The sequence below is a fragment of the Acinetobacter sp. TGL-Y2 genome (assembly GCF_001612555.1).
In the GTDB taxonomy this organism is placed as follows: Bacteria; Pseudomonadota; Gammaproteobacteria; order Pseudomonadales; family Moraxellaceae; genus Acinetobacter.
In genome coordinates this window covers 505,553-518,833 of record NZ_CP015110.1, presented here as the reverse complement: position 1 = coordinate 518,833, position 13,281 = coordinate 505,553, and the positions used below count along the sequence as shown (strand labels likewise).

General features: G+C 40.1%; 12 protein-coding genes. 6 read left to right on the top strand and 6 right to left on the bottom strand.

Going from position 1 to position 13,281, the window contains the following annotated elements; all coding sequences use genetic code 11:
* Positions 1–12: 12 nt before the first annotated feature.
* Both AMD27_RS02425 and AMD27_RS02420 read right to left on the bottom strand, forming a co-directional pair.
* The gene (locus tag AMD27_RS02425) at positions 13–483 is read right to left on the bottom strand and encodes a transposase family protein (RefSeq protein WP_067655823.1); all 471 of its coding nucleotides are present in this window, start codon (positions 481–483) and stop codon (positions 13–15) included.
* Entirely contained in the window at positions 431–826 is a 396-nt protein-coding gene (locus tag AMD27_RS02420) for a transposase family protein (protein ID WP_067655826.1), read from the bottom strand. The genes AMD27_RS02425 and AMD27_RS02420 overlap by 53 nt, the downstream gene beginning before the upstream one ends.
* A 347-nt stretch (positions 827–1,173) precedes the next feature.
* Here AMD27_RS02420 and AMD27_RS02415 point away from each other — a divergent pair, with 347 nt between their 5' ends.
* The 6 genes from AMD27_RS02415 to AMD27_RS02385 all read left to right on the top strand — a co-directional run bounded on the left by AMD27_RS02415 (position 1,174) and on the right by AMD27_RS02385 (position 8,559).
* Positions 1,174–1,581 (top strand): hypothetical protein, encoded by a 408-nt coding sequence (locus tag AMD27_RS02415; protein ID WP_067655854.1) that lies wholly within the window; start codon positions 1,174–1,176, stop codon positions 1,579–1,581.
* 304 nt (positions 1,582–1,885) lie between these two features.
* Positions 1,886–3,106, top strand: a complete 1,221-nt coding sequence (locus AMD27_RS02410; protein ID WP_067655851.1) for an acetate/propionate family kinase — start codon at positions 1,886–1,888, stop codon at positions 3,104–3,106.
* A 56-nt stretch (positions 3,107–3,162) separates the two neighbouring features.
* Entirely contained in the window at positions 3,163–5,304 is a 2,142-nt protein-coding gene (pta, locus tag AMD27_RS02405) for a phosphate acetyltransferase (RefSeq protein ID WP_067655847.1), read from the top strand.
* 110 nt (positions 5,305–5,414) lie between these two features.
* Positions 5,415–5,981, top strand: a complete 567-nt coding sequence (locus tag AMD27_RS02400) for a DUF1643 domain-containing protein (RefSeq protein ID WP_067655844.1) — start codon at positions 5,415–5,417, stop codon at positions 5,979–5,981.
* A gap of 327 nt (positions 5,982–6,308) precedes the next feature.
* Entirely contained in the window at positions 6,309–7,835 is a 1,527-nt protein-coding gene (locus tag AMD27_RS02390; RefSeq protein ID WP_067655838.1) for a fumarate hydratase, read from the top strand.
* A 163-nt stretch (positions 7,836–7,998) separates the two neighbouring features.
* On the top strand, positions 7,999–8,559 hold the full coding sequence (locus AMD27_RS02385) for a DUF2059 domain-containing protein (protein ID WP_081405908.1): 561 nt from the start codon (positions 7,999–8,001) through the stop codon (positions 8,557–8,559).
* Between the two features lie 43 nt (positions 8,560–8,602).
* On the opposite strand, the gene AMD27_RS02380 is transcribed toward AMD27_RS02385, so the two are convergent.
* The 4 genes from AMD27_RS02380 to tig form a co-directional block, all read right to left on the bottom strand.
* Positions 8,603–9,355 carry a DUF2846 domain-containing protein gene (locus tag AMD27_RS02380; protein WP_067655835.1) on the bottom strand — a complete coding sequence of 251 codons (753 nt, stop codon included), beginning with the start codon at positions 9,353–9,355 and terminating at the stop codon, positions 8,603–8,605.
* A 164-nt stretch (positions 9,356–9,519) separates the two neighbouring features.
* On the bottom strand, positions 9,520–10,830 hold the full coding sequence (gene clpX, locus AMD27_RS02375; RefSeq protein WP_067655832.1) for an ATP-dependent protease ATP-binding subunit ClpX: 1,311 nt from the start codon (positions 10,828–10,830) through the stop codon (positions 9,520–9,522).
* A gap of 34 nt (positions 10,831–10,864) precedes the next feature.
* Positions 10,865–11,476, bottom strand: coding sequence for an ATP-dependent Clp endopeptidase proteolytic subunit ClpP (clpP, locus tag AMD27_RS02370; protein WP_067655829.1), 612 nt, complete (start codon positions 11,474–11,476; stop codon positions 10,865–10,867).
* Between the two features lie 196 nt (positions 11,477–11,672).
* The gene (tig, locus tag AMD27_RS02365) at positions 11,673–13,007 is read right to left on the bottom strand and encodes a trigger factor (protein WP_067662707.1); all 1,335 of its coding nucleotides are present in this window, start codon (positions 13,005–13,007) and stop codon (positions 11,673–11,675) included.
* Between the last annotated feature and the right edge of the window lie 274 nt (positions 13,008–13,281).

Sequence of the window (13,281 nt, the reverse complement as noted above, 5' to 3'; positions counted from 1 at the left end):
TTCTTTCATAAGTCATTTTTTATTCAGCTCCATGTTGTAAATTCCAGCAATTAAATTGAATCTTAAGCCCAGTCTTTTTCCACGGTTACGATATCGCTCAGCAAGAATTTTGAAAGTTTTCAAACTACCAAATATATGCTCAATGCCAATTCTCCTTTTATTGATTTCTTGATTATACATTTTTAGCTCAGGATCCAGTTTGCAGCGCTTTTTTGCTTTTAATGGCAATAGGCTATTCGCATATACTGCATAAATCCCTTGATAGCCTTTATCTGCAAGAATGAAGGCACCTATAGGAATCTGATTCAAGTTACGTTTGAAGAGTTCAAAATCATGTACAGCACCACGACTCGTGCATAAACTTAGAATTTTCTGAGTCTTATAATGAATGATGGCTTGAACTTTGAAAGTATGTGCCTTCTTCTTCCCACTATAGCTTTTCTTCTGTTTTTTTAGGCCTTTGTATTGTAATTTCTGTGGCATCTACGATCACCACATTCCAATCAATGCCTTCGCCTTCTGGCAAATCCTTTGGTAAATTAAATAAATTCGACTTGATGAGGCAGTCCTCTACGTGGCGGACGATTCTTGAAGCTGTAGGCTCTGAAACACCATAACTTGTTGCGACATGGAACAATGTTCGGTATTCACGCCAATAACTTAAGCATAGAAGGATTTGATCTTCTATGCTCAATTTAGGTGGTCTGCCTTTGGCAGGAACATGCATATTAAGTTGCTCAACCATTAAATAAAAGGTTGACCATGAGATGCCTGTATATCGCTTGAACTGTGTTTCAGAAAGCTTTTTTGAATCGATGTATTTCATTCAAAGATTATGCATGATTATTGAAGAGGCTTTGGTACAAATAATCGGCAAAAGATTGATTATTTTTTGATTTATGAAAGAGATCTATTCTAATATCTATTTTTATACACTCTAAGCATCATTTTCGAGCCTTAATCTCAGAATCTAACCCTAAAGCCCTCATTTTAGAACTCCGATCTTAGAAACCCAATCTTAGAAACCCAGTTTTATAAACCTAGTCTTCAAACAAAAAACTTAGAAATATAATTTCCTCGCACCAATCTTAAGTACAACAATTTGAGAAAAAAGTATCAGAATGTTAATTTCAGAACCAACCATTTCAAAAGCAATAAGCCTAAGGTGACAAGATGTTCTATTACTTAATTATCACGACCTTTATTCTAGCCTTAAGTGTTTCATGGCTCGTCATGTGGCTTTTTTCCAGTTCAATTAATCAAATTTTAGCGCGGATTATCCATGATCCTATTCATCAGGCTTGGGCGAAGTACACCAAATTTTCAGGCATGGTGGTGGGCACGTCATCGGGCATTCGCATTTATGATATGGAGAAATACATCACGCCAATCAGCTACAACGGTGAAAATCAAAAAACTGTGATTTTAGAGCTGACTGAGCAGCGCTGGTTTTTAGAAATTTATCGTACAATTATTGAAACTTTACAAGGTTTAGCGTGGATGATGCTGTTATTTTTCATGGTGGCTTTGATTGCCTATGTGATTGTGCGTTGGTCTGAAATGAAGTACAAAAAGCCTTAAAATTTGAGCAAAAATTTGTTGAATATAGTACGAGCATGCTATTTTTATCAGTAGTCACGCAAGTTTAAGATTAAATAAAAAACACCAACATTTATTTAATAAATGCTTTTCCATTAATGGATAAATTTTAATGATTATTGGTCAACAGGTCGATAATGCTTAAGTCTAATCTCCTAAAGTCTATCTAGGAGATCAAAAAAACACATGATAAAACATCCCTATTGATCCGAATTGCATTGTTTTTAAGCAGCATGAAGATCACCTCAGGGATTAATAATTTCAATTAGAATTCGGGTAATAAAACGTGTCTATATCAGTATTGGTAATTAACTGTGGTTCTTCTTCAATTAAATACGCTTTGGTTTCTGAGCGCCATGAAGATCGTATTTTTGGTTTAGCTGAAAACTTAGGTTCTGCTGAAGCGCGTATTAAAGGCATCACCACAGGTGACAAAGCGCTTGAACTTTTGATTCCACATGCTGATCATGAAAAAGCACTGGAAACCATTTTAGAACGTTTGTCACATTATAACCCACAAGCCATTGGCCACCGTGTTGTACATGGCGGGACACTGACCAAAGCAGAATTACTCACCCCTGAAATTATAGATCGTATTCGTGCAGCGACACCGCTTGCACCATTACATAATCCTGCACACTTGGTCGGTATCGATGCCACCATGCGTCTGTTCCCTGAATTGCCTCAAGTCGCTGTTTTTGATACCGCATTCCATCAAACTATGCCTGCACATGCCTATCGCTATGCGGTACCAAAATTCCTTTATACTGAACATAACGTGCGTCGCTATGGTTTCCACGGCACCAGTCATGCCTATGTGTCTGAGCGTGGTTCAGAACTTGCGGGCAGTTATAAACAAGGCGGCTGGCTGACTGCACACTTGGGCAATGGTAGCTCGACCTGTGCCATTTGGAATGGTCAAAGTGTGGACACCTCTATGGGCTTAACCCCACTTGAAGGTTTGGTCATGGGTACTCGTAGCGGCGATGTCGATCCAAGCTTACACAGTTTTATTGCCAACAATTTAGGTTGGGACATTTATAAAATTGATAAAATGCTCAACAGCCAATCAGGGCTATTGGGACTATCGAACTTATCTAATGATATGCGTACTCTTATTGAGGCCTCAGAAGAAGGTAATGAAGATGCCGCGCTTGCCATTGAAGTTTTTTGCTACCGTTTAGCCAAATCTCTCGCCGCTTTAAGTTGTGGTTTACCGCGTTTAGATGGTTTGTTCTTCACCGGTGGTATTGGTGAAAACTCTGCCTACATTCGTGAAAAAACATTGTCATATTTACCGCATTTCGGTTTTAACTTTAGTCAAGAAAAAAATGACAGCTTAAAACGTGGTACTGAAGGTCGAATCGATGCAGGTACTGGACCACAAATTTGGGTAGTACCTACAGATGAAGAAGGACGCATTGCCAAAGAAACAGAGCAGGTTGTGATTCACGAGGTGAACCAAGCAACTTCAAAAAAGTCTGAGGCAGAATTTGCGATGGCATAAGCCTTCGCATTTTATGCATTCCAATCCTTATTTAAATTTTTGAAATTAGATTTTTTATGAAAACAATTGTACTTGTACCCACTGGGGAAGGCGTTGGACTGACGTCAGCATGTTTAGGACTGATTTATGCTTTGGAATGCCAAGGGGTAAAAGCAGGGTTTTTAAAACCTTTTTCTCAAGAAGCCAACAGTCATGGCGCAGATCGTACCACTGCCCTGTTTCGTCATATCTCTCAAAATGAAACAGTAGAGCCAATTCCATATAACACGTTAAACCAGCAGCTCAATGCGGGTGAAAGCGATGAATTACTCGAAGAAGCTGTACGGTTGCATCGTCAGATTGCCAAAAAGCATGATGTGATTATTGTTGAAGGTTTAGTACCGAACAGCCGTGATGCTTTTGCATCTGAGCTCAATGCCCAGCTTGCTCAAGCACTCGATGCGAAAGTGATTATTGTCAGCAGTGCAGATATTCATAAAGTGGTGGTTTCTGCTGAGAAAATTGACAGTCAATTGCGAAACTTTGGCGGTGCACACAACACACGTACTGCTGGCGTTTTATTTATGCGCACCAAGGGCTTGTCTGAAGAATCTGCACACATTCCAGTGACCATGGATCCAGGGTTACGTCTAAGTGCTGAAACTGAACGTTTTGTCGCTGAGATTCAAAAAACCCATCCTTGGATTGGTTCTGCTCAACTGCCTGTGATTGCGCTTGTTCCATTTAGCAATACCTTAAGCGTGCCTCGCATGTCTGATATTGCTCAACATATTCAAGCCGAGTGGATTAATTTAGGTGAAGCATCACAGCGCCGTGTATTACACAGCAGTTTATTGGCATCCAACATTGAACATGAATTACATAAATTTGTTGCGGGTGAACTGATTATCAGTGCATCTGACCGAATTGATGTTTTGCTCGCGGCCAGCCTTGCCAGCAGCAATGGAATTCCACTTGCAGGCTTGGTGTTGACTGAACATTATGCGCCAAATCCATTGGTGCTCGATTTCTGCCAAACTGCGATTAAACAAGGATTGCCCATCCTTCAAACACCATTAAGCACCTTTGAAACGGCGCAGCAGTTGTCGAATTTAAGCAATGAAATTCCGGTGGATGATACTGAACGTGCAGAACAAGTGACGCGCTTTGTGTCAAGCCATATCAATACAGAATGGATCACCCAGTTATTAAATGGCTCATACCAGCCACGTTTATCGCCATCAGCATTTCGTCATGAATTGGTTCAAAAGTCGATTGCGGCGAAAAAACGCATCGTACTTCCGGAAGGTGATGAGCCTCGTACCATTGAAGCCGCAGCGATTTGTCAATCTCGCGGGATTGCACATTGCATTTTGCTTGCGAAACCTGAAGCAGTCATTGAAATTGCCAAAGCGCGTAATATCGTCTTACCTGACAGTTTAGAAATTATTGATCCTGATTTAATTCGTGAAAATTATGTCGAAAAAATGGTTGAGCTACGTAAAGGTAAGCTCAATGACTTACAGGCGCGTGAACAACTTCAAGACACCGTAGTACTCGGCACAATGATGTTAGCACTTGATCAAGTCGATGGCTTGGTGTCTGGGGCAGTTCATACCACTGCAAATACCGTTCGCCCTGCCTTTCAACTCATTAAAACAGCGCCTGATTATTCATTGGTATCGTCTGTATTCTTCATGCTATTGCCTGACGAAGTCTATGTGTATGGCGACTGTGCGATTAATCCCGACCCAAATGCTGAACAGTTGGCTGAGATTGCCATTCAATCTGCAGACTCTGCAAAAGCTTTTGGTATAGACCCACGTATCGCCATGATTTCATACTCTACAGGCACTTCGGGTGCAGGTGCAGAAGTTGAAAAAGTGGCTGAAGCGACGCGTATTGCAAAAGAGCGCCGTCCAGATTTACTCATTGATGGTCCACTACAATATGACGCAGCATCGGTTGAAAGTGTGGGTAAATCTAAAGCCCCAGATTCACAAGTTGCCGGTCGCGCCAATGTGTTTATTTTCCCTGACTTAAATACAGGTAATACCACCTATAAAGCGGTACAGCGTTCTGCCAATGTCGTGAGTGTCGGTCCCATGCTACAAGGTTTAAATAAACCTGTGAACGATTTATCTCGTGGTGCATTGGTTGATGATATTGTGTTTACCATTGCTTTAACAGCAATTCAGTCTGAGCAACAGGAAAATTAATTTAATCTTTTAAGTTTATCGCCACCCTGTCGAAAGATCGGGTGGTTTTATTTTTTATAACAGCAATTATTTTAAATGATTATTAACTGATCTTATACGGAAATAATTTTATGGACTTTGACGTGAATGGATTTTTTTATACTGACAATTTCGGCGATGATTGTCGTAAATACTTAAATATTACAAGAAAAGCTACAACACTAACCTCACCTCAATTGATGATCGTAATGATGAATCCAGGTTCATCTGTACCAATAGATGAGACAGCAAATAACATCTTAACTCCCACTTTATATGACCCTACTCAGCTTCAAATAATGAGGATTATGGATAGAAAAGGAATAGATTTTGCACGCATTATTAATTTGTCCGACTTGAGGGAATCAAAATCTTCAAAATTTTATTCAAAAATTAAAAACTCCCGCAAAGATAATCAACATTCTATATTTCATGAATCTAGAATGAATGACTTAGCATCTTTATATGAAAAGAATGTTCTTGTAATTTTTGCATGGGGTGTTAATCCTGCTCTAGATGAACTAACGCAATTAGCTTGTAATACGCTCAAAGTTAGTAACCCGTTAGGAATTTTAAATAATAATAGGTATTATCACGCTAGACCAAGAACAGTATCAGAACAACGAAAATGGTTAGATTGTATTTTGAAACAAAAATAATTATATTTGTGTCAGAACAACAAATAAGATTAAAATTAGGCTAGATCTCCTTTTTGAGCGTAGATCCACTTTGCAGCAGATATATACTCAAGAATGCCCCTCCATCAAAATATTTGTAAAACATTTTAGTATCCCTCATTTCGAGATGAGTATTATGAAAAACTGATATGACACGTTTTTCGTCACTTATGCCACTTAACATCCATTCTGATACGCCAACATGCATATTAAACTTTTGCCCAAAAGCTATGCAAAAAAGCCACAATTGAATCAATTTGTCTTATAATTTAGCCCGCTAGCCAACAGCCCGCTCAAGAGATATTTGATATGACAACTATTATCAAGCAAGACGACTTGATCACATCGGTAAAAGATGCGCTACAGTTTATTTCTTACTATCACCCACAGGATTTCATCCAAGCGATGAGCCGTGCCTACGATCGTGAAGAAAACAAAGCTGCGAAAGATGCCATTGCGCAAATTTTGATTAATTCACGTATGTGTGCAGAGGGTCACCGCCCAATCTGTCAAGACACTGGTATTGTCAACGTATTCGTTGAAGTGGGTATGGACGTTAAATTTGATTTAACGATGGGCTTAGACGATGCAATTAACGAAGGTGTACGCCAAGGCTACTTAGAAAATTCAAACATTCTACGTGCATCTGTTTTAGCGGACCCTGCGTTCGGTCGTAAGAACACCAAAGACAACACCCCTGCTGTGATCTATCACAAACTTGTTCCGGGTAATAAAGTAGACATCACAGTTGCTGCAAAAGGTGGCGGCTCAGAAAATAAATCCAAACTAGCAATGCTTAACCCATCTGATTCAATCGTGGACTGGGTACTGAAAACTGTTCCAACCATGGGTGCAGGCTGGTGTCCACCGGGTATGCTCGGTATCGGGATTGGGGGTACTGCTGAAAAAGCCATGATGCTTGCCAAAGAAGCTCTCATGGAAGAAATCAACATGGACGAACTTCTACGTCGCGGCCCACAAAGCAAACTTGAAGAACTTCGTATCGAAATCTTCGAGAAAGTAAATGCGTTGGGTATTGGCGCACAAGGTCTTGGTGGTTTAACCACAGTTCTCGACATTAAAATCAAAGATTACCCATGTCATGCTGCTGGCAAACCAGTGGGTATGATTCCGAACTGTGCTGCAACACGCCATGCACACTTCACGCTGGATGGATCAGGGATTGCCAATATCGTTGCACCTAAACTGTCTGACTATCCTGCTGTGACTTGGGATTCATCAACCTCTAAACGTGTTGATCTGGATAACATCACGCAAGAAGAAATGAATGCTTGGCAACCAGGCGACACCTTGCTTCTTAACGGTACAATTTACACAGGTCGTGACGCTGCGCATAAACGTATGGTGGACATGATTAACAATGGTGAAGAACTTCCTGTTGACCTAAAAGGTAAGTTTATTTATTACGTTGGTCCTGTCGATCCAGTGGGTAATGAAGTCGTTGGTCCTGCTGGCCCGACCACTGCAACACGTATGGACAAGTTCACACGTCAAGTTTTAGAGCATACTGGCTTGTATGGCATGATTGGTAAAGCAGACCGTGGTCCGACTGCAATTGAAGCCATCAAAGATCATAAAGCGACTTACCTTATGGCAGTGGGTGGTGCAGCTTACCTTGTTTCTAAAGCGGTACGTCAAGCTGAAGTGGTTGCTTTTGCTGACTTAGGGATGGAAGCAATCTACAAGTTTGTGGTTGAAGATATGCCAGTATCAGTGGCTGTAGACGTAAATGGCACATCAATTCATGCGATTGCACCTAAAATTTGGCAGGCGAAGATTGGTAAAATCCCAGTCGTAGATGCTGCTGCTCACTAATATTTAAAATGTTATAAATAAAAAAGCACCTTCTGATGTGCTTTTTTATGAGAATCCTTCGTATATTTGAATCATTCGTTATAAGATTAAAACAGCTGATAAAACTCAGCTTTAAGTACTTTTATATTCGTATCAAAGCTAAAATTCCAATAGAGAACAGACAATGACTCATTTACTTCGCCATTTTATCGGTTCAACTTTACTTTCAGCGATAAGTCTATTTGTATTTGCTATCTCAACAACTTATGCAGCGCCTATTCAAAATGCGAGTGTCGATAAACTGATGCAACTTTCAAACATCAAAGGCATCCTTGAAAAATCAAATCAAGAACTTAAACCCATGTATGACCAGCAGGCAGAAACCATTTTAAAAGATACCTTGGCTGTAGACAGTTTGAATGAAGAAGAACAAAAGGCAGCCCTTAAAATATCAGAACTGATTGCTTCGCTCACATCGAATGTCACTGAAGATCAGCAATTTTACGACATGATCAGAAATGCCTACAAAAAAACCTATACTGAAGAAGAAGCACAGGCCTATATCACTTTTTTAAGCACCCCCATAGGACAATCGATTACTCAAAAAAGTACCTTATTGATGGGTGATTTAATGACGCAATCGATAGAAATTACACAGAAGCTTCTGGCCGATCCAAAGAAAAAAGCAGAATTTATGGCTCAATTTTCTGCCATCATGAAACCTTTGATCAAATCCAAAGATTAAATATCTGTTCTATATAATCCAATGATGCTTTGATGCCTGTAGATTACCAGGTCATTGGATTCCATAATTTAAAAGGTTGTTTCATACGAACATCGTCGCTGGCTTTGTACTTCCCACTGTCAATTTTTTCGCTGCTTTTTAAAATATTGCCTGTAGGTGTAACCTGTGCCACATAGTTTAAACCCGGTGATTTAAGCTGGGTCATGCCAATTTCTTTGAGTGCCTGACGCGTTGGCATTTGCATAAGAGGACCGACACGCAATAAATCAGCATCACCATTTGGCCCACCACGGAACTGCTCTTCTTCATATTTAAGAAAATACTGTTGACCCGCCTTCACACTAAAGTGAGCAGACAGTGGTTTTTGAAAATGCAGCACCGTTAAGGGACGGCTGAGGCTCAGTTGATAATCCCCCTCTGCCAATTCAATCCAATAATAGTGATTGCTGATTAGGCTCGGAATGCGCTTCCCATTTAAGAAAAAACTCTGTGCAATAATTTCTTGGCGATTCCACTTGCTGTCAGGGCGATACATATATAGGACTGCGGCATTGGGATGTTGCGGCTTGACCAGTTTAAAGAACTGTCCCGGCTGTTGATTTACCCATGAACCCACCGAAAAGCCTGTCACTTTATACTGATCTAATTTTGAAGAGATAAAACTCGGTTTTTCCGCAAAATCAACAGGATCTAAAGTAGAAATAATTTGGTTTTGAGCGACTTTGTCTTGACTCGGTGAATGACCACAAGCCACCAATCCACTGCTGCTTAAAAGAATAAAAGCCAAATAGCGCATGATTTTCCCTCATCACGTATTTTTTATTTTGTTTGAGTATAAATAATTTCCTATTTCGAGCTTAACATTTCGATGCAATATAAAAAATAAAAAAGGCGGGAAAAGTCACACTTTTCCCGCCTTTTCGGATGAAATACAGCGAATCAAAAATTCACTATAAAATCTTAAGCAGATTTACTGTCTAAAATTTTTAAATCCATTTTTTCTTCAATCACTTGTTCCATTTTTTGCTGACGCTCTGCTTGATACTCAGGCGCTGCTTTATCTTTGATGACCGCTTCATTGATTACCACAGTACCCACATCTGTACGACTTGGTAAGTCATACATGGTTTCAAGCAAGACATTTTCTAAAATTGAACGTAGACCACGCGCGCCAGTATTATGCTCTTGCGCTTTTTTCGCAATTGCACGTAGAGCGGACTCTTCAAAAACCAAATCGACATCTTCCATCTCGAAAAGGTATTGATACTGACGGGTCAAGGCATTTTTAGGTTCAGTCAGAATCTGCATTAACGCTTCTTCATCCAACTCTTCAAGCGTCGCGATCACGGGTAAACGACCGATGAACTCTGGAATTAAACCAAATTTCACCAAGTCTGCCGCTTCAACTTGACGGAACAATTCAGATAATTTTTTACCATCATCTTTCGTCTTCACATCTGCTGTAAAGCCAATACCGCCTTTTTCTTGACGCTGCTGTACTACACGCTCAAGACCTGAGAATGCACCACCACAGATGAACAAGATGTTCGAAGTATCAATTTGAATAAATTCTTGCTGCGGATGCTTACGACCACCTTGCGGGGGAATAGATGCAACCGTGCCTTCAATCATTTTCAAAAGTGCTTGTTGAACGCCTTCGCCAGACACATCACGCGTAATGGATGGATTTTCAGATTTACGAGTAATCTTGTCGATCTCATCGATATAAATAATGCCTTTTTGCGCTTTTTCGACATCATAATCCGCTTTTTGAAGAAGCTTCTGCACAATGTTTTCAACATCTTCACCCACATAACCCGCTTCGGTTAAGGTGGTTGCATCTGCCATCGCAAAAGGGACATCTAAAAGACGCGCCAAAGTTTGCGCAAGCAAGGTTTTACCTGAACCCGTAGGTCCAATCAGCAAAATATTACTTTTCGCAAGTTCAACTTGGTCATCTACTTTGCTGGCAGTTTGCGTCACTTTTAAGCGTTTGTAATGGTTATATACAGCAACTGAAAGGGTTTTCTTTGCCGTATCTTGACCAATCACGTATTGATCCAGTGCCGCACGGATTTCGTGTGGCTTAGGCAATGGACGCGTTGCCCACTCACCTGTTTCAACTTGTTGACTGGTCTGAACTAAGTCTAAGCACACATCTACGCATTCATTACAAATATATGCGTCCTCGCCTGCAATGAGCTTACCCACTTCAGACTGCGTTTTACCGCAAAATGAACAATGCTTTTGTCCTTGAGGATTTTCAGACATTTTCACTCCAAATATTTTATCTATGCTTTACAGCTTAAATTTGTGGACGTTTAGACAAAACTTCGTCGACTAAACCGTATTCTTTTGCAGCTTGCGCTGTCATAAAGTTATCACGATCTGTGTCACGCGCCACAGTTTCATAGTCTTGACCGCTATGTTCAGCCATTAAACGGTTTAAACGTTCTTTAATGAATAGAATTTCACGTGCGTGAATTTCAATATCAGATGCTTGACCACGGAATCCACCAAGCGGTTGGTGAATCATGACACGCGCATTTTCAAGACAGTAGCGCTTACCTTTAGCACCAGCATTCAATAAGAATGCACCCATTGATGCAGCTTGACCCATACAATAGGTCACTACATCAGGCTTGATGAATTGCATGGTATCGTAAATGGCCATACCAGCAGTCACAGAACCGCCTGGCGAGTTAATATATAAATGAATATCTTTTTCTGGATTTTCTGCTTCTAAAAACAGCATTTGCGCAACAATTAAGTTGGCCATGTTGTCTTCAACTTCGCCAGTTAAAAAAATCACACGTTCACGTAAAAGACGTGAATAAATATCAAAAGAACGCTCACCACGAGAAGATTGCTCAACCACCATTGGAACTAATGCGTTATCAATTGTTGGAACATACATACGTTATTTATTCCTGATTTTTTGTTACTCAACACATATTCACAATATGAGGGATAATTGTCGAAAATGCAAAATATTCCCCATTAAATATCAGATATTTTCAGAATAAGCATTGTGAATAGAGGACATTTAACAAAGATTCTACAGCATAAAAAAAGAGGCGCATGATGCGCCCCTTTTTTACAACTTTTGGCGATTAGCCTTGTTGTTGACGAGCTTGTTGCTCTTTCAACAATTCTTCATAGCTTACGGTTGCATCTGTTACTTTAGCAGACGCTAAGATGTAATCTACAACTTGGTCTTCTAACACAACACCTTCAATTTGAGCGCGTTGTTGTTTGTCATTTTTGAAGTATTCGATCACTTCAGTTGGATCTTCGTAAGAAGACGCCATGTCAGCGATATACGCTTCAACACGCGCTGGATCTAACTCAAGTTTAGCATCAGCTAAAATTTTGCTGACCAAGATACCCAATTTAACTGATTTTTCAGCTTGTTCTTTGAACAATTCATCAGGAAGCATGCTGCTGTCAAATGCTTTAGCACCTTGAGCACCAAACTGCTGAGTGAACTGCTGGATCATTTGTTGACGTTGACGGTCAACTTCTTGAGCCAACATAGACGCTGGAACTTCGACTTCGTTCGCCGCAACAAGCGCATCAAAAGTTGCACCTTTCACTTGGTTACGAAGACCGTTTTTCACTTCACGTTCCATGTTTTTACGAACGTCAGCTTTTAATTTCTCAACGCCTTCTTCTTCAGTTAAACCAAAGATTTTAAGGAATTCAGCATCAATTTCTGGAAGTTTAGGCTTTTCAACCAATTTAACCGTGATTTTGAACTGTGCAGCTTTACCCGCTAAGTTTTCAGCTTGATAGTCTTCAGGGAAAGTAACATCAATCACTTTCTCTTCGCCTTTCTTCATACCTACGATACCGTCTTCAAAGCCCGGGATCATACGACCTGAACCTAGAACAAGTTTAAAGTCTTCAGACGCGCCGCCTTCAAACTTCTCACCATCAACAGTCCCTTCGAAATCGAAAGTCACTTGCATGTCTTTTTTAGCCATGCCTTTGGTTTCAGCCCAATCTTGACGTTGCTTTTGAAGGTTTTCGATCATTTGATCTACGTCAGCATCATTCACTTCTGCTGTTTTACGTTCAACTTCTAAACCGTCAATTTTAACGTCAACTTCTGGATACACTTCAACAGTCGCTTCATAGACTAAAGCGTCATCTTTCATTTCAGTTTTTTCGATGTTTGGCATACCAACAGCGTTGATTTTCTCTTGTTGGATCGCTTCGAAAACTGTGTCACGGATGATATCGTTTACAACTTCTTGATAGATACCCGCGCCGTATTCACGACGTACAACGTCTAAAGGCACTTTACCTGGACGGAAGCCGTTAATCTTCGCAGTTTTAGCAGTGCGTTTTAAACGAGCTTCAAATTGCTCATTAACACGGCTCGTCGGTACAGATACATTTAAACGACGGGCAACGCCCGAAACCGCTTCAGAAGTTACTTGCATGGCTTCCTCGATATAGAAATAGTAATTGCAATTTTTAAAGAGCCACATTATATGACAACAAACGAAGATATACAAAATAGATTCAATTCACCATGATTTTTTTCTCAGATCCCCCCTTAAAGTGTTTTATATAGCGTAAAAACAGTTTTTTGCCATAATCTTGACTACTTTTTCACATCAACACGCATCTCGAATAATTTCTGTCTATTGATAACTTTCTATTTTTGATATTTTTATACCTCTTACTTACCCAAATTTTTATTATTTAATTCAA

Bases quoted from the DNA above. Each gene is read 5' to 3' on its own strand.
- AMD27_RS02425 (WP_067655823.1), bottom strand. From the start codon at position 483: ATGCCACAGAAATTACAATACAAAGGCCTAAAAAAACAGAAGAAAAGC.
- AMD27_RS02420 (WP_067655826.1), bottom strand. From the start codon at position 826: ATGAAATACATCGATTCAAAAAAGCTTTCTGAAACACAGTTCAAGCGA.
- AMD27_RS02415 (WP_067655854.1), top strand. From the start codon at position 1,174: ATGTTCTATTACTTAATTATCACGACCTTTATTCTAGCCTTAAGTGTT.
- pta (WP_067655847.1), top strand. From the start codon at position 3,163: ATGAAAACAATTGTACTTGTACCCACTGGGGAAGGCGTTGGACTGACG.
- AMD27_RS02400 (WP_067655844.1), top strand. From the start codon at position 5,415: ATGGACTTTGACGTGAATGGATTTTTTTATACTGACAATTTCGGCGAT.
- AMD27_RS02390 (WP_067655838.1), top strand. From the start codon at position 6,309: ATGACAACTATTATCAAGCAAGACGACTTGATCACATCGGTAAAAGAT.
- AMD27_RS02385 (WP_081405908.1), top strand. From the start codon at position 7,999: ATGACTCATTTACTTCGCCATTTTATCGGTTCAACTTTACTTTCAGCG.
- AMD27_RS02380 (WP_067655835.1), bottom strand. From the start codon at position 9,355: ATGCGCTATTTGGCTTTTATTCTTTTAAGCAGCAGTGGATTGGTGGCT.
- clpX (WP_067655832.1), bottom strand. From the start codon at position 10,830: ATGTCTGAAAATCCTCAAGGACAAAAGCATTGTTCATTTTGCGGTAAA.
- clpP (WP_067655829.1), bottom strand. From the start codon at position 11,476: ATGTATGTTCCAACAATTGATAACGCATTAGTTCCAATGGTGGTTGAG.
- tig (WP_067662707.1), bottom strand. From the start codon at position 13,007: ATGCAAGTAACTTCTGAAGCGGTTTCGGGCGTTGCCCGTCGTTTAAAT.